The 20,230-nt window shown below is 72.1% G+C and carries 17 protein-coding genes; 1 reads left to right on the top strand and 16 read right to left on the bottom strand.

The features are described 5' to 3' along the window. Positions 1–6: 6 nt before the first annotated feature. The 3 genes from rpe to fmt all read right to left on the bottom strand — a co-directional run bounded on the left by rpe (position 7) and on the right by fmt (position 3,324). Positions 7–690: a ribulose-phosphate 3-epimerase gene (rpe, locus tag KV381_RS04845; RefSeq protein ID WP_030080375.1), complete on the bottom strand. Its 684-nt coding sequence runs from the start codon at positions 688–690 to the stop codon at positions 7–9. Positions 691–838: 148 nt separating this feature from the next. Continuing rightward, positions 839–2,272 carry an RsmB/NOP family class I SAM-dependent RNA methyltransferase gene (locus KV381_RS04850; RefSeq protein WP_030080377.1) on the bottom strand — a complete coding sequence of 478 codons (1,434 nt, stop codon included), beginning with the start codon at positions 2,270–2,272 and terminating at the stop codon, positions 839–841. Between the two features lie 119 nt (positions 2,273–2,391). After that, positions 2,392–3,324, bottom strand: a complete 933-nt coding sequence (fmt, locus tag KV381_RS04855) for a methionyl-tRNA formyltransferase (protein ID WP_218784722.1) — start codon at positions 3,322–3,324, stop codon at positions 2,392–2,394. A 268-nt stretch (positions 3,325–3,592) separates the two neighbouring features. On the opposite strand from fmt, the gene KV381_RS04860 reads away from it, so the two are divergent. After that, complete coding sequence (locus KV381_RS04860; RefSeq protein ID WP_030080380.1) at positions 3,593–4,159, top strand: hypothetical protein; 567 nt, start codon at positions 3,593–3,595, stop codon at positions 4,157–4,159. Positions 4,160–4,285: 126 nt separating this feature from the next. Here KV381_RS04860 and KV381_RS04865 read toward each other — a convergent pair whose 3' ends face one another. From KV381_RS04865 to KV381_RS04925, 13 genes are all read right to left on the bottom strand, one after another. Continuing rightward, positions 4,286–6,430 (bottom strand): primosomal protein N', encoded by a 2,145-nt coding sequence (locus KV381_RS04865; protein ID WP_218784724.1) that lies wholly within the window; start codon positions 6,428–6,430, stop codon positions 4,286–4,288. Positions 6,431–6,570: 140 nt separating this feature from the next. Then, positions 6,571–7,779: a methionine adenosyltransferase gene (gene metK, locus KV381_RS04870; RefSeq protein ID WP_047175686.1), complete on the bottom strand. Its 1,209-nt coding sequence runs from the start codon at positions 7,777–7,779 to the stop codon at positions 6,571–6,573. Positions 7,780–8,012: 233 nt separating this feature from the next. Next, positions 8,013–9,224, bottom strand: coding sequence for a bifunctional phosphopantothenoylcysteine decarboxylase/phosphopantothenate--cysteine ligase CoaBC (gene coaBC / locus KV381_RS04875; RefSeq protein WP_032787738.1), 1,212 nt, complete (start codon positions 9,222–9,224; stop codon positions 8,013–8,015). A gap of 149 nt (positions 9,225–9,373) precedes the next feature. Then, positions 9,374–9,646, bottom strand: coding sequence for a DNA-directed RNA polymerase subunit omega (rpoZ, locus tag KV381_RS04880; protein ID WP_003970369.1), 273 nt, complete (start codon positions 9,644–9,646; stop codon positions 9,374–9,376). 61 nt (positions 9,647–9,707) lie between these two features. After that, positions 9,708–10,301, bottom strand: a complete 594-nt coding sequence (gene gmk / locus KV381_RS04885; protein WP_030085992.1) for a guanylate kinase — start codon at positions 10,299–10,301, stop codon at positions 9,708–9,710. A gap of 38 nt (positions 10,302–10,339) precedes the next feature. Beyond that, entirely contained in the window at positions 10,340–10,663 is a 324-nt protein-coding gene (locus KV381_RS04890; RefSeq protein ID WP_003970367.1) for an integration host factor, read from the bottom strand. Between the two features lie 246 nt (positions 10,664–10,909). Beyond that, positions 10,910–11,749, bottom strand: a complete 840-nt coding sequence (pyrF, locus tag KV381_RS04895) for an orotidine-5'-phosphate decarboxylase (protein ID WP_030085989.1) — start codon at positions 11,747–11,749, stop codon at positions 10,910–10,912. Beyond that, positions 11,746–12,858, bottom strand: coding sequence for a quinone-dependent dihydroorotate dehydrogenase (locus tag KV381_RS04900; RefSeq protein WP_030085987.1), 1,113 nt, complete (start codon positions 12,856–12,858; stop codon positions 11,746–11,748). The genes pyrF and KV381_RS04900 overlap by 4 nt, the downstream gene beginning before the upstream one ends. Positions 12,859–12,915: 57 nt before the next feature. Continuing rightward, positions 12,916–16,224, bottom strand: a complete 3,309-nt coding sequence (gene carB, locus KV381_RS04905; RefSeq protein WP_030085986.1) for a carbamoyl-phosphate synthase large subunit — start codon at positions 16,222–16,224, stop codon at positions 12,916–12,918. Then, positions 16,217–17,356: a glutamine-hydrolyzing carbamoyl-phosphate synthase small subunit gene (gene carA, locus KV381_RS04910; protein ID WP_030085985.1), complete on the bottom strand. Its 1,140-nt coding sequence runs from the start codon at positions 17,354–17,356 to the stop codon at positions 16,217–16,219. Before carA ends, carB begins: the two co-directional genes overlap by 8 nt. After that, complete coding sequence (locus KV381_RS04915) at positions 17,353–17,952, bottom strand: hypothetical protein (RefSeq protein WP_218784727.1); 600 nt, start codon at positions 17,950–17,952, stop codon at positions 17,353–17,355. The genes carA and KV381_RS04915 overlap by 4 nt, the downstream gene beginning before the upstream one ends. Beyond that, positions 17,949–19,235 carry a dihydroorotase gene (locus KV381_RS04920; protein WP_030085983.1) on the bottom strand — a complete coding sequence of 429 codons (1,287 nt, stop codon included), beginning with the start codon at positions 19,233–19,235 and terminating at the stop codon, positions 17,949–17,951. The genes KV381_RS04915 and KV381_RS04920 overlap by 4 nt, the downstream gene beginning before the upstream one ends. A 2-nt stretch (positions 19,236–19,237) precedes the next feature. Next, positions 19,238–20,224, bottom strand: coding sequence for an aspartate carbamoyltransferase catalytic subunit (locus KV381_RS04925; protein WP_030085981.1), 987 nt, complete (start codon positions 20,222–20,224; stop codon positions 19,238–19,240). Positions 20,225–20,230 lie beyond the last annotated feature (6 nt).

Consider the following 20,230-nt stretch of genomic DNA (forward strand, 5'->3'; position numbering starts at 1 on the left):
CTTGGTTCAGTGGCCGCATGCCCAGGGGGCGACGGCCGTGACCGCCTCCGCCTGCGCCCGCAGCCCGCGCACCGCTGCTGCCGGGTCCGCCGCCCCGTAGACCGCGGATCCGGCCACGAAGACGTCGGCGCCGGCCTCGGCGCACCGCTCGATGGTGGCGGCCGAGACCCCGCCGTCGACCTGGAGCCACAGTTCGAGGCCGTGCTTGCTGATCAGCTCCCGGGTGCGGCGGATCTTCGGCAGCATGATGTCCAGGAAGGCCTGGCCGCCGAAGCCCGGCTCGACCGTCATGATCAGCAGCATGTCCAGCTCGGGCAGCAGATCCTCGTACGGCTCGATCGGCGTCGCGGGCTTCAGCGCCATCGAGGCGCGCGCCCCCTTCGCCCGGATCTCCCGCGCGAGGCGCACCGGAGCCGCGGCGGCCTCCGCGTGGAAGGTGACGGACCCGGCGCCGGCCTCCACGTACTGCGGGGCCCAGCGGTCCGCGTCCTCGATCATGAGGTGGCAGTCCAGCGGGGTGTCCGTGGCCTTGCCGAGCGCCTCGACGATCGGCACGCCGAGGGTCAGGTTGGGCACGAAGTGGTTGTCCATGACATCGACGTGGAGCCAGTCCGCGCCTTCGACGGCCTTCGCCTCCTCGGCGAGACGTGCGAAATCGGCGGACAGGATGCTGGGGTTGATCTGCGCCATGACCCAAGCCTGCCACGTCCGCGGCCGGTTCCCCGCCTCGATGCCCTCCGAAGCCTCACACGGCCATCACAGTCCGCGCATTCTGGGCATTTTGCCAGCGCTTTACTTTTCTTTTGCCGTACGGGCGCACACGCTGACGCGGTGGTATTCAGCCGGTCCGGCGCAGCAGAGCCAGATACATCGCGTCCGTGCCGTGCAGATGCGGCCAGAGCTGGACGTCGGGCCCCTCCCCCAGCGCGGGCACTCCGGGCATCAGCGGGCGGGCGTCGACCCACTCCGCCTCCACCGGTTCCCCGCCCCGGCCCTTGAGCACGTCCTCGACCACCACACGGGTCTCCGCGAGATGCGGCGAGCAGGTCGCGTAGCCGACCACGCCGCCGACCCGCACCGCCTTCAACGCCTCGCGCAGCAGGCCGCGTTGGAGCGGCGCGAAGCCCTCCAGATCCTCGGGCCGACGCCGCCAGCGGGACTCCGGACGGCGGCGCAGCGCGCCCAGGCCGGAGCAGGGCACGTCCATCAGGATGCGGTCGAACGTGCCGGGCAGCCACGGCGGGCGGGTGCCGTCGGCGGTGATCACCTGGTACGGGCCGGGGTTGCCGGCGAGCGCCCGCTCGACCAGCCGGGCCCGGTGCGGCTGCTTCTCGGCGGCGAGCAGCGTCGCGCCGCGTCCGGCGGCCAGCGCCGCGAGCAGGGCGGCCTTGCCGCCGGGGCCCGCGCAGCCGTCCAGCCAGCGGGTGTCGCGGCCCTCGACGGGTACGGCGGCCAGGGCGGCGGCGACGAGCTGGCTGCCCTCGTCCTGCACGCCCGCCCGGCCCTCCTGGACGGCTTCCAGCGCACCGGGCTCGCCGCCCTCGGCCATCCGGACGGCGTACGGGGACCAGCGGCCCGGCAGGGAGTTGTCCTCGCCCAGGGCCTTGACCAGCTCGTCGGTGGTGGAGCGGCCGGGGCGGGCCGCCAGCGTCACCTCGGGCCGCTCGTTGTCGGCCTCCAGAAGATCCTCGATGCCCGCCCGGCCGCCGCCCAGCGCGTCCCAGAGGGCGGAGACGATCCAGCGGGGGTGGGAGTGGACGACGGCGAGGTGGTCCTCGGCGTCCTCGTCGTACGGCGGGGCGACCTTCTCCACCCAGCCGTCGAGGTCGTGCGCGGTGACCTTGCGCAGCACCGCGTTGACGAACTTCGCGCGCCCCTCCCCCAGCACCACCCGGGCCAGCTCCACACTGGCGGAGACGGCCGCGTGGGTGGGGATACGAGTGCCGAGCAGCTGGTGGACGCCCATGTTCAGGACGTCCAGGACCGGCGGGTCGACCTCGCGCAGCGGCCGGTCGATGCAGGCCGCCACGATCGCGTCGTACGTGCCCTGGCGGCGCAGCGTCCCGTAGACCAGCTCGGTCGCCAGCGCCGCGTCCCGGCCGTCGAAGTCGCCCTTGGCGCGGGCCTTCTTCAGCAGCGGGGGCAGCACCAGGTTGGCGTACGCGTCGCGCTCGTCGACGGCCCGCAGCGCCTCGAAGGCGAGGAAGCGGACCGGGTCCTTCTTGGGACGGCGGTGAGGCTTGGCGGGACGGCGACGCGGCTGGTCGTTCACGTGAAAGGTGCTCCGCTGAGGGTGAGAGGGGCGAACCCTCCCAGCGTACGTCGCCGTCCCCGGCCGCCCGAACGGCAGCCCGGGGCCCGTGGACGCCGTCCCGGGCCCGGGAAAGCCCGCTACAGGCCCAGCAGCTCGCCGTGGGCGATGCGGACGCCGCGCGCCCAGTCGGCGGCCTTCATCGGCTTCTTGCCCTGCGGCTGGACCCAGAGCAGCTCGACCGCGTGCGATCCGGTGCCCACGTACACGTTGTTCTTGGCGGCCGACAGCTCGCCGGGGGCCAGGTCGGTGCGGTCCAGGACCGGCGTGGCCTGGATCAGCTTGAGCCGCTCGCCGCGGAACAGGGTCCAGGCGCCGGGGGCCGGGGTGCAGCCGCGTACGACACGGTCGACGCGCAGCGCCGGAGCGGACCACTGGATCTGCGCGTCCTCGACGGTGATCTTCGGGGCCAGGGTGACCCCGTCGTGCGGCTGGGGCACGGCGTGCAGCGTGCCGTCCTCGATGCCGTCCATGGTGGCCGCCAGCAGCCCGGCGCCGGCGAAGGCGAGCCGGGTGAGCAGATCGCCGCTGGTGTCGGTGGGGCGGATCTCCTCCGTGAGGACGCCGTAGACCGGCCCGGAGTCCAGGCCCTCCTCGATCAGGAAGGTCGACGCGCCGGTCACCTCGTCGCCCGCCATCACCGAGTGCTGCACGGGCGCCGCGCCCCGCCAGGCGGGCAGCAGCGAGAAGTGCAGGTTGACCCAGCCCCGGGCGGGCACGTCGAGGGCGACCTTGGGCAGCAGGGCGCCGTAGGCGACGACCGGGCAGCAGTCCGGGGCGACCTCGCGCAGCCGGGCGAGGAACTCCTCGTCGCGGGGCTTCACCGGCTTGAGCACCTCGATCCCGGCCTCCTCCGCCCGCTCGGCCACCGGGCTCGCGACGAGTCGGCGGCCCCGTCCGGCCGGGGCGTCGGGACGGGTCACCACGGCGGCCACCTCATGGCGGTCGGAGGCGATCAGGGCGTCCAGGGCGGGGACGGCGACTTCGGGGGTGCCGGCGAAGACGAGCTTCATGGTGGCTGACTGCCTCTCGGGCCAAGACGTACGGTGACGAGCAGCACACCAGTCTAGGGGTGCCCTGGTCGGCAGGGCCCGGCCGCACCCTGGTGCGGGGGCGGCTACCAGGGGGCGTACGCGCGCCGCGCACGCCCCGTGCATATGCACATACGCCCCGATAGCGTGACCACATACCCGGCTCGGGCGTTGGTCAAAGGAGATTGACCGAAGCGGGCCGCCCCGATGCGGCCCGATCCCTTTCAACGCCGGTTCGAGAGGCTTCTTCATGGCCGACCACGCAACCCACGACGCCCAAGCGCGGGCCAGTCTGCATCTTCTGGTGCGGGACATCGAGCGGGTCCGGCGGCAGGTGGACGCGCTGCGCACCCTCACCGCCCAGCTGGGCAACGTCTACCGTCCGCGCCGCTCCGGCCCCTCCGCGGGCTTCGTCGTCTACGGCAGGGCCCCGGCCCCCACCGTCCGCCTCGCCCAGGAGCTGCGGGACAGCGTCGAGACCCTGGTCACGGCCGCGGTGGACTTCGACCGCTCGCTGGGCTTCTCCTGGGACGCGGTGGGCTCCGCCCTCGGCGTCACCAAGCAGGCCGTGCACCGCCGTTACGGGACACGCCGGGCCACGCCGCAGCCCGCGGCGGAGACGGCCGGCGAGACGACGGCCGTGCCGCGTCCCGTCTCCGTCGGTCCGGGTCTGACCGGGTCCTCCGCCGCAGGGTCCGGCTCCCCGGTGCCCTCCGTCCCGGCGGCCCGCTCGATGCCGCCGCAGCCGTCGTCGGCCCAGCAGCCGGCCCGCGAGGAACTGCGCCCCGGCGCCTTCCCCGGCCCCCGTAACGGCTGACCGTTCACCACCCCGCTGCCCCACCGTGCCGGTCGCACGGCGGGGCAGTCCGCTGTCCGAGCCCGGAGGCCTGGGGCTCCCCCGAAGCCGCAAGGTCCCGCGGGATCGCAAGCTCTCCCGGTGGCCTCAGCCGATGTCCGGCGGGTCGATCCTGATGCGTATCGGGTCGGTCGCGCCCTTGGCCGTACGGGCCGCGAGCGCCGACTTCAGGGCGCGGGCCAACGCCGCCCCGCGCCCCGGGACCACCCGGACCAGAGCCCGCTCCCAGGTCTCGCCCGGTGGGGCGTCCCCCGGTCGGCGGGGTCGGCCGGGTCCGGCCGACGGGACCGGCACCGGGCCCAGGATCTCGGCCTCCGGCGGCAGCCCGGCGGTCCGGAGGAAGGCGGCCAGGGCCTCGGCCGGGCCGGTCACCGAGGCCATCCGGGAGACCGGCGGGAAGCCCAGCTCGGCCCGCTCCGCCAGTTCCCGCCGGGCGAATCCCGCCGGGTCCCAGCGGACCAGCGCCTGCACCGCGCGCTCCGTCGGCTCGGCCACGATCACCACCGTGCCGCCCTCGTCCTGCCCCCGCACCAGCGCCGCCGCCGCCGTCCACCGCCGCAACGCTTCCTCGCCCGCCCGCAGATCGGGGCGGCCGAGCATGGCCCAGCCGTCCAGCAGCAGGGCCGCCGCATAGCCGCCCTCCGCGACGGGCTCCGCGCCCGGGGTGGAGACGACCAGGGCCGGGGCGTCCGGCACCGCGTCCAGGATGTGATCGCGCCCCGAGGTGCGGACCGGCACGGCGGGGAAGGCCCGGCCCAGCTCCTCCGCGGTGCGGCGGGCGCCGACGATCCGGGCGCGCAGCCGGTTCGAGCCGCACTCCGCGCAGTGCCAGGACCGCTCGGCCCGCCCGCACCAGTCGCAGTTCAGATCCTGCTGGTCCGGGGCCTGGAGAGGGCCCGCGCAGTGCCGGCAGCGGGCGGGCGTGCGGCAGCGTTCGCAGGCGAGGCGGGGGGCGTAGCCCCGCCGGGGCACCTGGACCAGCACCGGACCGTTGCGCAGGCCGTCGCGCACGGTCCCCCAGGCCAGGCTGGGCAGCCGGGCGGACCGGGCGGCGCCGTCCCGGGCCAGCTCGCCGTCGCCGACCGTACGGATGAGGGGCGCGGCCCGGCGCAGTCGCTCTCGGTCCGCGAGGAGCGGCAGCGCCCAGCCGCTCTCCACGAGCTGGGCGGCCTCGACCGTGCAGCTGGTGGAGCCGAGCAGGAAGCCGCAGCGGCCCTGTGCCGCCCGTAGCTCCAGGACCTCGCGGACGTGCGGGAAGGGGGCGTTGTCGTCGCTGTGGCTGGAGTCCCCGTCGTCCCAGACGACGACCAGCCCGAGGTCCTGGACGGGGGCGAACATGGCGGCCCGGGCCCCGACGACCGCCCGGACCGAGCCCCGACGCACGGCGAGCCACTGGCGGTAGCGCTTCTCGGGGCCGGACTCGGCGGTCAGCAGGGCGTGCCGGCCCGCGCCGAGCGCCTCGGTCAGGGCCGCGTCGACCCGGCCGGCCGCCCGCCCGTCCGGGACGACGACGAGGGCGCCGCGCCCGGAGGAGAGCGTCGCCGCGACGGCCCCGGCGATCTCGGCGGGCCAGTGCGGGCCGGGCAGGGCGGTCCACACGGCGCGCGGCGCACCGCCCTCGGCCAGTGCGCGCAGGAAGGCCGGGCCCTGGCCGTACCGCTCCCAGCTGCCCGGCTCGGGGGGCGGTGGCAGAGGCAGCGGGTCCGGGGAGGGCTTGGACTCGGCGCGGGCGTTGCGCGGCGGCACGGCGAGCTGGAGGACGTCGGCGAGGCTGCCCGCGTACCGGTCGGCGACGGCGCGGCAGAGGGCGAGCAGCTCGGGTCCGAGGACCGGCTCGGGGGAGACCACCGAGGCGATGGCGGCCAGCGCTCCCTGGTAGTCGGAGTCGGCGCGGCGCTCGACGATGAAGCCGTCGATGAGCCCGCCGCCCTCGCGCCGCCCGCCCTGGACGTTGCGCCCGCCGGCTCCGAAGCGGACCCGCACCCGGACGCCGGGCCGGGCGTCGGCGTCCAGCTCCTCGGGGACCGCGTAGTCGAAATACTGGTCGAGGTGGAGGACGCCCTTGTTGACCAGGACGCGGGCGACGGGCAGTTCGTCGGCGAGGGGCGCGCCGCGCCAGGTCCGCGGCTTGGCGCGCGGCACCTTCGCCCGGCGCACGGTCTCCCGGATCAGCGCAAGCTGCTCCGGCGCCCCGGCACCGGGCTCGGCGGACTGCTCGTTCTCGCTGCTCACAGCTGAATTCCTACCAGAGACCACTGACAGCGGCGGGGGCACGGCAGCGGGGCCCGGCCACCGCGTTCGGTGTCCGGGCCCCGCCGTCGTACTCGATGTCGCCCGCTCCGCTGTCGTACGCGGGCGGGTCGGCCGCGGTTCTACAGACCGGCGGCGGCGCGGAGTGCGTCCACGCGGTCGGTGCGCTCCCAGGTGAAGTCCGGCAGCTCACGGCCGAAGTGGCCGTACGCGGCGGTCTGGGCGTAGATCGGGCGCAGCAGGTCGAGGTCGCGGATGATCGCGGCCGGACGGAGGTCGAAGACCTCGCCGATCGCGTTCTCGATCTTCTCCGTGTCGACCGCGGCGGTGCCGAAGGTCTCCACGAAGAGACCGACCGGCTCGGCCTTGCCGATCGCGTACGCGACCTGGACCTCGCAGCGCGCGGCGAGACCGGCGGCGACCACGTTCTTGGCGACCCAGCGCATCGCGTACGCCGCCGAGCGGTCGACCTTGGACGGGTCCTTGCCCGAGAACGCACCGCCACCGTGACGGGCCATGCCGCCGTACGTGTCGATGATGATCTTGCGGCCGGTCAGACCCGCGTCGCCCATCGGGCCGCCGATCTCGAAACGGCCGGTCGGGTTCACCAGCAGGCGGTAGCCCTCGGTGTCCAGCTTGATCCCGTCCTCGACGAGCTGCGCGAGGACGTGCTCGACGACGAACTCGCGGATGTCCGGCGCGAGCAGCGAGTCCAGGTCGATGTCGCTCGCATGCTGCGAGGAGACGACCACCGTGTCCAGCCGCACCGCCTTGTCACCGTCGTACTCGATGGTGACCTGCGTCTTGCCGTCCGGACGCAGGTAGGGAATGGTCCCGTTCTTGCGCACCTCGGACAGCCGGCGCGAGAGCCGGTGGGCGACGTGGATCGGGAGCGGCATCAGCTCCGGCGTCTCGTCGCAGGCGTAGCCGAACATCAGGCCCTGGTCGCCCGCGCCCTGCTTGTCGAGCTCGTCCTCATCGCCCTCGACCCGCTTCTCGTACGCGGTGTCGACGCCCTGCGCGATGTCCGGCGACTGCGCGCCGATCGACACCGAGACACCGCAGGAAGCACCGTCGAAGCCCTTTTTGGAGGAGTCGTAACCGATCTCCAGAACCTTGTTGCGCACGAGGTTGGGGATGTCGGCGTAGGCCTTGGTGGTGACCTCGCCCGCGACATGCACCAGACCGGTGGTGATCAAGGTCTCGACGGCGACGCGCGAGGAGGGGTCCTCGCGCAGGAGCGCGTCGAGAATCGTGTCGCTGATCTGGTCAGCGATCTTGTCGGGGTGACCCTCGGTGACAGATTCCGAGGTGAAGAGACGGCGGGACACATCGCTCCCTGGGGTTGCAGCGGCTGCTGGCTGATCATGGGTGGCACGGCTCGAGAGCTGCGCTCGGCTCGTACCGACGGCCAGTTTATCGGTCGCATCCGGCGGCCGGGCCAGGTGTCTCGCCCTTTGGGAGGTTCGTGACGTGCGCCACGCGGGTCGCCAGTAGGACAATCCACCCTTCCAGGCCGCCATTTTGTGCCTTATGGGACGATTTTGCTCGCCCGGAGGGTTGATTATGAAATCGGCTGGAACCTTCCTGAAACCAGATCCCAGACCGTGTCGGCAAGGGCTTCCTTCGGTCCGTACGGCACCGGGGTCTCCTGGCCGTCGGCGGCGAGGACGACCGCTTCGTTCTCCTCCGAGCCGAAGGTCTTGCGCTCCCCCACCTCGTTGACGACGAGGAGGTCGCAGCCCTTGCGGCGGAGCTTCGCCCGGCCGTTGACCAGCACGTCGTCGGTCTCGGCGGCGAATCCGACGACGATCTGACCGGGCCGGGCCCGCTCGGCGGAGACCTCGGCGAGGATGTCGGGGTTACGGACCAGGGTGACCGCGGGAGCCTCCTCGCCGTCCTTCTTCTTGATCTTGCCGGTGGCGTACTCGGAGGGGCGGAAGTCGGCCACCGCGGCCGCCATCACCACGACGTCCGCGTCGGAGGCGGCCTTCAGCACGGCCTCGCGCAGCTGGACGGCCGTGCCGACCCGCAGGACGTCGGCCCCGGCCGGGTCGGGCAGCCCGGTGTTGGCCTCGATCAGGGTGACCCGGGCCCCCCGGGCCACCGCAGTACGCGCCAGCGCGTAGCCCTGCTTGCCGGAGGAGCGGTTGCCCAGGAAGCGCACCGGGTCCAGCGGCTCACGGGTGCCACCCGCGCTGATCACCACATGGCGGCCCGCGAGGTCCCTCCCGGTGACCCCGCGCGCGAGCACCCGGCGGCAGACCTCGAAGATCTCGCCCGGGTCGGGCAGCCGGCCCTTGCCGGTGTCGACGCCGGTGAGCCGCCCGACGGCGGGCTCGATGACGACCGCGCCCCGGCGGCGCAGGGTGGCGACGTTCTCCTGGGTGGCCGGGTGCTCCCACATCTCGGTGTGCATGGCGGGGGCGAAGACCACCGGACAGCGGGCGGTCAGGAGCGTGTTGGTGAGCAGGTCGTCGGCGAGCCCGTGGGCGGCCTTGGCCAGCATGTCCGCGGTGGCCGGGGCGACCACGACGAGGTCGGCGCCCTGCCCGATCCGCACGTGCGGCACCTCGTGGACGTCCTGCCAGACCTCGTCGGAGACCGGGTGGCCGGAGAGCGCCGACCAGGTGGCGGCCCCCACGAAGTGCAGCGAGGCGGCGGTCGGGACGACCCGTACGTCATGGCCGGACTCGGTCAGCCGGCGCAGCAGCTCGCACGCCTTGTAGGCGGCGATGCCCCCGCTGACCCCCAGGACCACCTTCGGCTTGTCCACTGCGTCTCCCCGCACTCGGCACCGTAACGGCAATATGTGCGTCCCATGCTGCCTCACCGCGCGCGGCGCGTTCATCCGGCCCCGGACACACCTCAGGCCCGGCGGACGGGCCGCCGGGCCTGGAGTGAAGGTGCCGTGGTGCTGCTGCTTTACTGCGCGGGGCCCTCGATGGCCTCGGAGGTCAGCAGGCCCGCGTTGATCTCGCGGAGCGCGATCGACAGCGGCTTCTCGTGCACGTGGGTGTCGACGAGCGGACCGACGTACTCGAGGAGACCCTCGCCGAGCTGCGAGTAGTACGCGTTGATCTGGCGGGCGCGCTTGGCCGCGTAGATCACCAGGCTGTACTTCGAGTCGGTGGCCTCGAGGAGCTCATCAATCGGCGGGTTGATGATGCCCTCGGGCGTGGTGATGGAAGAGGACACTCTCTGCCTTCCGAAGGGGGTGTAGATCAAAGATCCGGGAGATCTGGACGATCTCGGAGATCTAGGCCTGAAGCATCAACGTTAGCAGCTCGCGTGCCACGTCCTCGACGGAGGTGTTGACGAGCGTCGTATCGAACTCGGCCTCGGCGGCCAGCTCGACCTTCGCTGCGGCGAGCCGGCGCTCGATGACCTCGGGCGCCTCGGTGCCCCGGCCGGTGAGCCGGCGCACCAGCTCCTCCCAGCTCGGCGGGGCCAGGAAGACCAGACGCGCGTCGTCCATCGACTGACGGACCAGCCGGGCGCCCTGGAGGTCGATCTCCAGCAGGACCGGCTCGCCCGCCTCCAGGCGGTCCAGCACGGCGCGGCGAGGTGTGCCGTAGCGGTTGCCCGCGAACTCGGCCCACTCCAGCAGCTCACCGTTGGCGATGAGCTTGTCGAACTCCTCGTCGTCCACGAAGAAGTAGTGGACACCGTTGCGCTCCCCGGGGCGCGGCTTGCGTGTCGTCGCCGACACGGAGAGCCAGACCTCGGGGTGCACGGTGCGCATATGAGCGACGACCGTGCTCTTGCCGACGCCCGAAGGGCCGGAGAGCACGGTCAGCCGCGGACGTACGTCCGGGGGTACGGGGGACGTCCCCCGGGATGTTGCAGCCATGGGGCGATTATCCCCGCTCTCAGGAGTGCCTGAGAACGTCAGGCGGGGCTGCCGCCGAACTCACGCTCCAGGGATGCGATCTGGTTGGAGCCAAGACCCCTGACCCGGCGGCTCTCGGAGATGCCGAGACGCTCCATGATCTGCTTGGCGCGGACCTTGCCGACGCCCGGCAGGGATTCCAGCAGTGCGGAGACCTTCATCTTCCCGATGACGTCGTTCTCCTGGCCCTGCTTGATGACCTCGTGGAGGGAGGCGCCGGAGTGCTTGAGTCGATTCTTGACCTCGGCCCGCTCCCGGCGAGCCGCGGCGGCCTTTTCGAGCGCGGCTGCGCGCTGTTCAGGGGTAAGGGGCGGAAGAGCCACGCCTACGTCACCTCGGATGTCGATCTGTCGGATACGGACCGGCGGAGAGGCTGGACGCCACCCCACCAGGTGAGCGACGAACACACTGTGCTCGGCCGCTCTTCGACGGAGACTAGCGGCAAGGGCCGCTGTAGTCAGCGAGAACAGACGAAAAGTCCTGGTCAGCTGTGGCCGACCAGGATTTTCCCGACATATCGACCAGGTTTCCCGTCAGTAATTCGTCAACACGCTGTAAACGTGTCAGGGTCAGCTGCCGGATACGGCACGACGGACCTCGTCCGCGAACCGTTCGGCCGCTTCGCGCAGCCCGGACACGTCCGGGCCGTGGCGCAGCACGCCCCGGCTCACGCTGGGCACGACGTTGCCCACCGCGTCGCCGAACACCGTCGGCAGATCCGCGGGGGTCGCGCCCTGGGCTCCGATGCCGGGCGCGAGGAGCGGTCCGTTGATCGCCAGGTTCACTCCGGCGTCGCCGAGCGTCGCGCCGACCACCGCGCCGACCGAGCCGAGCGGAGCCGCTCCCTCGTTCTCCGCGGCCATGTGGTCGAGCATCAGCTGGGCGAGCGAGCGGCCGTCGGCCGCCGTGGCCCGCTGGACCTCGGCGCCCTCCGGGTTGGAGGTGAGGGCGAGGACGAAGACGCCCGCGCCGGAGACGGCGGCGGCGTCCAGCGCCGGGCGCAGCGAGCCGAAGCCGAGGTACGGGGAGACGGTGACCGCGTCCGAGAAGAGCGGCGAGTCCTTGTCCAGGTAGGTCGCCGCGTAGGCGCCCATGGTGGAGCCGATGTCGCCGCGCTTGGCGTCCATCAGGACGAGCGCGCCGGCCGCCCGCGCCTCCTCGACGGCCTTCTCCAGGACGGCGACGCCGCGCGATCCGAAGCGCTCGAAGAACGCGGACTGCGGCTTGAGGACGGCGACCCGGTCGGCCAGCGCCTCCACGACGGTCCGGGTGAAGCGCTCCAGGCCCGCGATGTCGTCGTTCAGACCCCAGGAGGTGAGCAGCGAGGCGTGCGGGTCGATGCCGACGCAGAGCGGCCCGCGGGTGTCCATGGCGTGGCGCAGGCGGGCGCCGAAGGGTTCGGTGGTCACAGGGCGGCCTTCTTCCGGGTCTCGGCGCCGACGGCTTCGGCGAGGGTGGCGTACGGGGAGGCGGCGAGCCGGGCGGCGAGGCCCTGGTGGATCGCGCGGGCGTAGCAGGGGCCTTCGTAGATGAAGGCGCTGTAGCCCTGGACGAGGGTGGCTCCGGCGAGGATGCGCTGCCAGGCGTCCTCGGCGGTCTCGACGCCTCCGACGCCGACCAGGGTGATCCGGTCCCCCACCCGGGCGTACAGACGGCTCAGGACCTCCAGCGAGCGCTCCTTGAGGGGCGCGCCGGAGAGTCCGCCGGTCTCCCCCACCAGCTCGGGGTCGGACTTCAGGCCCAGGCTCTCGCGGGCGATGGTGGTGTTGGTGGCGATGATGCCGTCGAGGCCCAGTTCCACGGCGAGGTCGGCGACGGCGTCGACGTCCTCGTCGGCGAGGTCCGGGGCGATCTTGACGAGCAGCGGGACGCGCCGGGTGGTGACGGTGCGGTCGGCGGCCTCGCGTACGGCGCTGAGCAGCGGGCGCAGCGACTCGGTGGCCTGGAGGTTGCGCAGGCCGGGGGTGTTGGGCGAGGAGACGTTGACGACCAGGTAGTCGGCGTGGGCGGCCAGCGCCTCGGTGGACTTCACGTAGTCGGCGGCGGCCTCGGCCTCGGGCACGACCTTGGTCTTGCCGATGTTGACGCCGACCGTGGTGCGGAAGACCGGGTTGCGGGCGGCGAGGCGGGCGGCGACGGCGGCGGAACCCTCGTTGTTGAAGCCCATGCGGTTGATCAGCGCACGGTCGGCGACGAGCCGGAAGAGGCGCTTCTTGGGGTTGCCGGGCTGCGGTTCGCCGGTGACGGTGCCGATCTCGATGTGGTCGAAGCCGAGCATCGCCATGCCGTCGATCGCGACGGCGTTCTTGTCGAAGCCGGCGGCGAGCCCGAAGGGGCCGTGCATCCGAAGGCCGAGGGCCTCGGTGCGCAGCTCCTTGTGGCGGGGGGCGAGGGCGGCGGCGACGAAGGTGCGCAGGACGGGGATCCGGGCGGCGAGGCGGATCCAGCGGAAGGCGGCGTAGTGGGCCCGCTCGGGGTCCATCCGCTTGAAGACCAGCCGGAAGAAGAGCTTGTACATGAAGAGATGTCCTCACAGAGAGGGGGACACCGTTTCCGGTGTCCCCCTGCTGGGCTGCTAGTCGCGGGCCGCTGTCAGATGCTCGGCGTGTTCCTGGAGGGAACGGACGCCCACGTCGCCGTGGTTGAGGGCGTCGATGCCCTGGACGGCGGCGGCGAGCGCCTGGACCGTGGTCAGGCACGGTACGGAGCGGGAGACGGCCGCGGTGCGGATGTCGTAGCCGTCGAGGCGGCCGCCGGTGCCGTACGGGGTGTTGACGATGAGGTCGACCTCGCCGTCGTGGATGTGCTGGACGATCGTCTTCTCTCCGTTGGGGCCGGGGCCCTCGGACTGCTTGCGCACGACCGTGGCGTTGATGCCGTTCCGCTTGAGGACCTCGGCGGTGCCGGAGGTGGCCATCAGCTCGAAGCCGTGGGCGACCAGCTCGCGGGCCGGGAAGATCATCGAGCGCTTGTCCCGGTTGGCGACCGAGATGAACGCGCGGCCCTTGGTGGGCAGCGGGCCGTAGGCGCCGGCCTGCGACTTGGCGTACGCCGTGCCGAAGACCGAGTCGATGCCCATGACCTCGCCGGTGGAGCGCATCTCCGGGCCGAGGACCGTGTCGACGCCGCGGCCGTGGATGTCGCGGAAGCGCGACCACGGCATCACGGCCTCCTTGACGGAGATCGGCGCGTCCAGCGGCAGGGTGCCGCCGTCGCCGACCGCCGGCAGCAGGCCCTCCGCGCGCAGCTCGGCGATGGTCGCGCCCAGCGAGATGCGGGCGGCGGCCTTGGCGAGCGGGACGGCGGTCGCCTTCGAGGTGAAGGGGACCGTGCGGGAGGCGCGCGGGTTGGCTTCGAGGACGTAGAGGATGTCGCCGGAGAGCGCGAACTGGATGTTGATCAGTCCGCGGACGCCGACGCCCTTGGCGATGCCCTCGGTGGAGGCGCGCAGCCGCTTGATGTCGAAGCCGCCGAGGGTGATCGGGGGCAGGGCGCAGGCCGAGTCGCCGGAGTGGATGCCGGCCTCCTCGATGTGCTCCATGACGCCGCCGAGGTACAGCTCGGTGCCGTCGTAGAGGGCGTCCACGTCGATCTCGATGGCGTCGTCGAGGAAGCGGTCGACCAGGACCGGCCGGGTGGGGCTGATCTCGGTGGACTCGGAGATGTACGAGGCGAGGCGGGTCTCGTCGTACACGATCTCCATGCCGCGCCCGCCGAGGACGTACGACGGCCGTACGAGGACGGGGTAGCCGATCTCGTCGGCGATGGCCTTGGCCTCGGCGAAGGTGGTGGCCGTGCCGTGCTTGGGCGCGGGCAGCCCGGCCTCGGCCAGGACCCGGCCGAAGGCGCCCCGGTCCTCGGCGGCGTGGATGGCCTCCGGGGAGGTGCCGACGACGGGCACGCCGTTGTCCTTGAGCGCCTGCGAGAGGCCGAGCGGGGTCTGGCCGCCGAGCTGCACGATGACACCGGCGATCGGGCCCGCCAGCGATTCGGCGTGCACGATCTCCAGGACGTCCTCCAGGGTGAGCGGCTCGAAGTAGAGCCGGTCGGAGGTGTCGTAGTCGGTGGAGACGGTCTCCGGGTTGCAGTTGACCATGACGGTCTCGTAGCCCGCGTCGCTCAGGGCGAAGGAGGCGTGCACACAGGAGTAGTCGAACTCGATGCCCTGGCCGATGCGGTTGGGGCCCGAGCCGAGGATGATCACGGCCGGCTTGGTGCGGGTCGCGACCTCGCTCTCCTCGTCGTAGGAGGAGTAGAAGTACGGCGTCCTCGCCGCGAACTCGGCCGCACACGTGTCAACGGTCTTGTAGACCGGGCGGATGCCGAGCGCGTGCCGGACCTCGCGGACGACGTCCTCGCGCAGTCCGCGGATCTCGCCGATCTGGACGTCGGAGAAGCCGTGCCGCTTGGCGTCGGCGATCAGCTCGGCGTCCAGGCGCTCGGCGGTGGCCAGCTCGTCGGCGATCTCCTTGATCAGGAAGAGCTGGTCGACGAACCAGGGGTCGATCTTCGTGGCGTCGAAGACCTCTTCCTGGGTGGCTCCGGCGCGGATCGCCTGCATGACGGTGTTGATGCGGCCGTCGGTCGGGCGGACCGCCTCCGCGAGCAGCTCGGCCTTGTCGCCGACCGGGCCGGTGAAGGCGAACTGCGAGCCCTTCTTCTCCAGCGAACGCAGGGCCTTCTGGAGGGCCTCGGTGAAGTTCCGGCCGATCGCCATGGCCTCGCCCACCGACTTCATGGTGGTGGTGAGGGTGGAGTCGGCGGAGGGGAACTTCTCGAAGGCGAAGCGCGGGGCCTTGACGACGACGTAGTCGAGGGTCGGCTCGAAGGAGGCCGGCGTCTTCTCGGTGATGTCGTTGGGGATCTCGTCCAGGGTGTAGCCGACGGCCAGCTTGGCGGCGATCTTGGCGATCGGGAAGCCGGTGGCCTTGGAGGCGAGCGCCGAGGAGCGGGAGACGCGGGGGTTCATCTCGATGACGATGACCCGGCCGTCGGTGGGGTCGATGGCGAACTGGATGTTGCAGCCGCCGGTGTCGACGCCGACCTCGCGGATGATCGCGATGCCGATGTCGCGCAGCCGCTGGTACTCGCGGTCGGTGAGCGTCATGGCCGGGGCGACGGTGATCGAGTCGCCGGTGTGGACGCCCATCGGGTCGAAGTTCTCGATGGAGCAGACGACCACGACGTTGTCGTTCCGGTCGCGCATCAGCTCCAGCTCGTACTCCTTCCAGCCGAGGATGGACTCCTCCAGGAGCACCTCGGTGGTCGGGGAGAGCGTGAGGCCCTGTCCGGCGATGCGGCGCAGCTCCTCCTCGTCGTGGGCGAAGCCGGAGCCGGCGCCGCCCATGGTGAAGGAGGGGCGGACGACGACGGGGTAGCCGCCGAGGGTGTCGACGCCGGCGATGACGTCGTCCATGGAGTGGCAGATGACGGAGCGGGCGGACTCGCCGTAGCCGATCTTCTCCTTGACGGCCTCCACGACGCCCTTGAAGAGGTCGCGGTCCTCGCCCTTGTTGATCGCCTCGACGTTGGCGCCGATGAGCTCGACGCCGTACTTCTCCAGGACGCCGTTCTCGTGCATGGAGATCGCGGTGTTCAGCGCGGTCTGGCCGCCGAGGGTGGGCAGGAGCGCGTCGGGGCGCTCCTTGGCGATGATCTTCTCGACGAACTCGGGGGTGATCGGCTCGACGTAGGTGGCGTCGGCGATCTCCGGGTCGGTCATGATCGTCGCCGGGTTGGAGTTCACCAGGATGACGCGCAGGCCCTCGGCCTTGAGGACGCGGCAGGCCTGGGTGCCGGAGTAGTCGAACTCGGCGGCCTGGCCGATGACGATCGGGCCGGAGCCGATGACCAGGACGGACTGGATATCGGAGCGCTTAGGCACGCTGGCCCTCCATCAGGGAAACGAAGCGGTCGAAGAGGTACGCGGCGTCGTGCGGGCCCGCGGCGGCCTCGGGGTGGTACTGGACGCTGAAGGCGGGCCGGTCCAGCAGCTGGAGGCCTTCGACCACCTGGTCGTTCAGGCAGACGTGGGAGACCTCGGCGCGGCCGAACTCCGTGTCGGAGACCTGGTCCAGCGGGGCGTCGACGGCGAAGCCGTGGTTGTGCGCGGTGACCTCGACCTTGCCGGTGGTGCGGTCCTGCACCGGCTGGTTGATGCCGCGGTGGCCGTACTTCAGCTTGTAGGTGCCGAAGCCGAGCGCGCGGCCGAGGATCTGGTTGCCGAAGCAGATGCCGAAGAGCGGGGTGGAGCGCTCCAGGACGCCGCGCATCAGGGCGACCGGGTGGTCGGCGGTGGACGGGTCGCCGGGACCGTTGGAGAAGAAGACGCCGTCGGGCTCGACCGCGTACACCTCCCCCAGGGTGGCGGTGGCGGGCAGCACGTGCACCTCGATGCCGCGCTCGGCCATCCGGTGCGGGGTCATGCCCTTGATGCCGAGGTCGATCGCGGCGACGGTGAACTTCTTCGTGCCGATCGCGGGGACGACGTAGGCCTCCTTGGTGGCGACCTCGGCGGAGAGGTCGGCGCCGGTCATCTCGGGGGCCTGGCGGACCTTGGCGAGGAGGGTGCCCTCGTCGGGGATGGCGTTGCCGGAGAAGATCCCGACGCGCATCGCGCCGCGCTCGCGCAGGTGGCGGGTGAGGGCTCGGGTGTCGACGCCGCTGATGCCGACGACGCCCTGGGCGGCCAGCTCCTCGTCCAGCGAGCGCTGCGAGCGCCAGTTGGAGGGCTTGCGGGCGGGGTCGCGGACGACGTAGCCGGAGACCCAGATGCGGCCGGACTCGGGGTCCTCGTCGTTGACGCCGGTGTTGCCGACGTGCGGGGCCGTCATGACGACGACCTGGCGGTGGTACGAGGGGTCCGTCAGCGTTTCCTGGTAGCCGGTCATGCCGGTGGAGAACACCGCTTCGCCGAAGGTCTCCCCCACGGCCCCGTAGGCACGGCCGCGGAAGGCGCGACCGTCCTCCAGGACGAGAACGGCGGGGGTGTGGGCCCCCCGGGTGGAGATCGTCATCGTGCGGTGCCTTCCGTCGTGGTGCTGGTGAGTTCCGTGGTGCCGGCGAACTGGTTGACGGCGTCGACCCAGGCCTGGTGCTCGGCGGCGCGGTCGGAGCGGAAGCCGGAGTCGATCATCGTCCCGCCGTGCTCCCAGGTGATGATCAGCAGGCCGCCCTCGGGGAGGACCTTGCCCGCGAGCGCCTTGTCGAGGCGGGCTTCGCGCAGGGATGCGGCCGGGATGAAGAAGTCGGCCGCTCCGGGGCGTACGACGTCGAGGCCGCGGGCGGTGAGCGTGAGCTCGGTACGGCTGCGGGTGCCGAGGCCGTGCGCGACGATCCGGTCGAGCCAGTGCCCGGCGGTGGTGGAGGCGTGGTAGCGCCCCTGGAGGGTCAGCAGGGGCTCGTCGTCGGCGAAGCCCTCGGGGGTGGCCGGGAGCTCCGGCAGGTCCGACTGGAGGCTGGCGCGCCACTTCCAGCCCTGGCGCATCAGCCAGTAGACGAGGGCGATGAAGACGAACAGGCCGACCACCCAGGCGATGCGGGCGGCCCAGTCCGTCACTTCCGCCGACTTCTGCTCGGCGGCCAGGTGGTACAGGGGGGTCAGAGTTGTCACGCGAGCTTCCCGTCGACGACCGTGGCACGGCCCCGCAGGAAGGTGTGGGTGACACGGCCCGGCAGCTCACGGCCCTCGTAGGGGGTGTTGCGGCTGCGGGACGCGAAGCCCGCGGGGTCCACGGCTCCACGGTATGCCGGATCGACCAGAGTGAGGTTGGCGGGCTCACCCGCCGAGACGGGACGGCCGTGTCCTTCGAGCCGGCCGATGGCCGCGGGGCGGAAGGACATGCGGTCGGCGACGCCCGCCCAGTCGATCAGACCGGTGTCCACCATCGTCTGCTGGACGACCGAGAGCGCGGTCTCCAGGCCCACCATGCCCATGGCGGCCGCGGCCCACTCGCAGTCCTTGTCCTCGTGCGGGTGCGGGGCGTGGTCGGTGGCGACGCAGTCGATCGTGCCGTCGGCGAGCGCCTCGCGCAGGGCCAGGACGTCGGCCTCGGTGCGCAGCGGCGGGTTCACCTTGTAGACCGGGTTGTAGGTGCGGACCAGCTCGTCGGTGAGGAGGAGGTGGTGCGGGGTGACCTCGGCGGTGACGTTCCAGCCCTTGGACTTGGCCCAGCGGACGATCTCCACGGAGCCGGCGGTGGAGAGGTGGCAGATGTGGACGCGGGAGCCTACGTGGGCGGCGAGGAGGACGTCGCGGGCGATGATCGACTCCTCGGCGACGGCGGGCCAGCCGCCGAGTCCCAGCTCGGCCGAGACGATGCCCTCGTTCATCTGGGCGCCCTCGGTGAGGCGGGGCTCCTGGGCGTGCTGGGCGACGACGCCGTCGAAGGCCTTCACGTACTCCAGGGCGCGGCGCATGATCACGGCGTCGTCGACGCACTTGCCGTCGTCGGAGAAGACCTTCACTCCGGCGGCCGAGTCGTGCATGGCGCCGAGCTCGGCGAGCTGCTTGCCCTCCAGGCCGACGGTGACGGCGCCGACGGGCTGTACGTCGCAGTAGCCGGACTCCTTGCCGAGCCGCCAGACCTGCTCGACGACGCCGGCGGTGTCGGCGACGGGGAAGGTGTTGGCCATGGCGTGCACGGCGGTGAAGCCGCCGACGGCCGCGGCCTTGGTGCCGGTGAGGACGGTCTCGGAGTCCTCGCGGCCGGGCTCGCGCAGATGGGTGTGCAGGTCGACCAGGCCGGGCAGCAGGATCTGCCCCTCGGCCTCGATCACGGTGGCGCCCTCGGCCCGGAGGCCGGTGCCCACCTCGGCGATGGTCTCGCCGTCGATCAGGACGTCCTGCGGCTCGCCGCCGAGGATCCGCGCACCGCGGACAATGATCTTGCTCATGGTTACTTGTTCTCCTCGGTACGGGCGGGGGCGGCGGACAGCGCGGTGTCGGAGCCGCCGAGCAGCAGGTAGAGCACGGCCATGCGGATGGAGACGCCGTTGGCGACCTGCTCGACGACCGTGCAGCGGTCGGAGTCGGCGACCTCGGCGGTGATCTCCATGCCGCGGACCATCGGGCCGGGGTGCATGACGACGGCGTGTTCGGGCATCTTCGCCATCCGCTCGCCGTCCAGGCCGTAGCGGCGGGAGTATTCACGCTCGGTCGGGAAGTACGCGGCGTTCATCCGTTCGCGCTGCACACGCAGCATCATCACCGCATCCGACTTCGCCAGCACGTCGTCGAGGCTGTAGCTGACGTCGCAGGGCCACTGCTCGACGCCCACGGGCACGAGGGTGGGCGGGGCCACCAGGGTGACGTGCGCGCCGAGCGTGGTCAGCAGGTGGACGTTGGAGCGGGCGACGCGGCTGTGCAGGATGTCGCCGACGATCGTGATGCGGCGGCCGTCCAGGTCGCGGCCGAGCCCGGCGTCGGGGCCGACGAGCCGGCGGCGCATGGTGAAGGCGTCCAGCAGGGCCTGGGTGGGGTGCTCGTGGGTGCCGTCCCCGGCGTTGACCACGGCCCCGTCGATCCAGCCGGAGGTGGCGAGCCGGTAGGGGGCTCCGGAGGCGCCGTGCCGGATGACGACGGCGTCGGCGCCCATCGCCTCCAGGGTCAGCGCGGTGTCCTTGAGCGACTCGCCCTTGGAGACCGAGGAGCCCTTGGCGGAGAAGTTGATGACGTCGGCGGACAGCCGCTTGGCGGCCGCCTCGAAGGAGATGCGGGTACGGGTCGAGTCCTCGAAGAAGAGGTTGACGACGGTACGGCCGCGCAGGGTGGGGAGCTTCTTGATCGGCCGGTCCGCGACCCGGGCCATCTCCTCGGCGGTGTCGAGGATCAGGACGGCGTCGTCGCGGGTGAGGTCGGCGGCCGAGATGAGGTGACGCATCATCTGGGG

Origin of the sequence: Streptomyces sp. WY228, assembly GCF_019287315.1 — a bacterium.
GTDB classification, from domain to species: Bacteria; Actinomycetota; Actinomycetes; order Streptomycetales; family Streptomycetaceae; genus Streptomyces; species Streptomyces caviscabies.

Bases quoted from the DNA above. Each gene is read 5' to 3' on its own strand.
- KV381_RS04900 (WP_030085987.1), bottom strand. From the start codon at position 12,858: ATGTACAAGCTCTTCTTCCGGCTGGTCTTCAAGCGGATGGACCCCGAG.
- carA (WP_030085985.1), bottom strand. From the start codon at position 17,356: ATGACGATCTCCACCCGGGGGGCCCACACCCCCGCCGTTCTCGTCCTG.
- KV381_RS04925 (WP_030085981.1), bottom strand. From the start codon at position 20,224: ATGATGCGTCACCTCATCTCGGCCGCCGACCTCACCCGCGACGACGCC.
- KV381_RS04860 (WP_030080380.1), top strand. From the start codon at position 3,593: ATGGCCGACCACGCAACCCACGACGCCCAAGCGCGGGCCAGTCTGCAT.
- fmt (WP_218784722.1), bottom strand. From the start codon at position 3,324: ATGAAGCTCGTCTTCGCCGGCACCCCCGAAGTCGCCGTCCCCGCCCTG.
- KV381_RS04920 (WP_030085983.1), bottom strand. From the start codon at position 19,235: ATGAGCAAGATCATTGTCCGCGGTGCGCGGATCCTCGGCGGCGAGCCG.
- rpe (WP_030080375.1), bottom strand. From the start codon at position 690: ATGGCGCAGATCAACCCCAGCATCCTGTCCGCCGATTTCGCACGTCTC.
- gmk (WP_030085992.1), bottom strand. From the start codon at position 10,301: ATGGCTGCAACATCCCGGGGGACGTCCCCCGTACCCCCGGACGTACGT.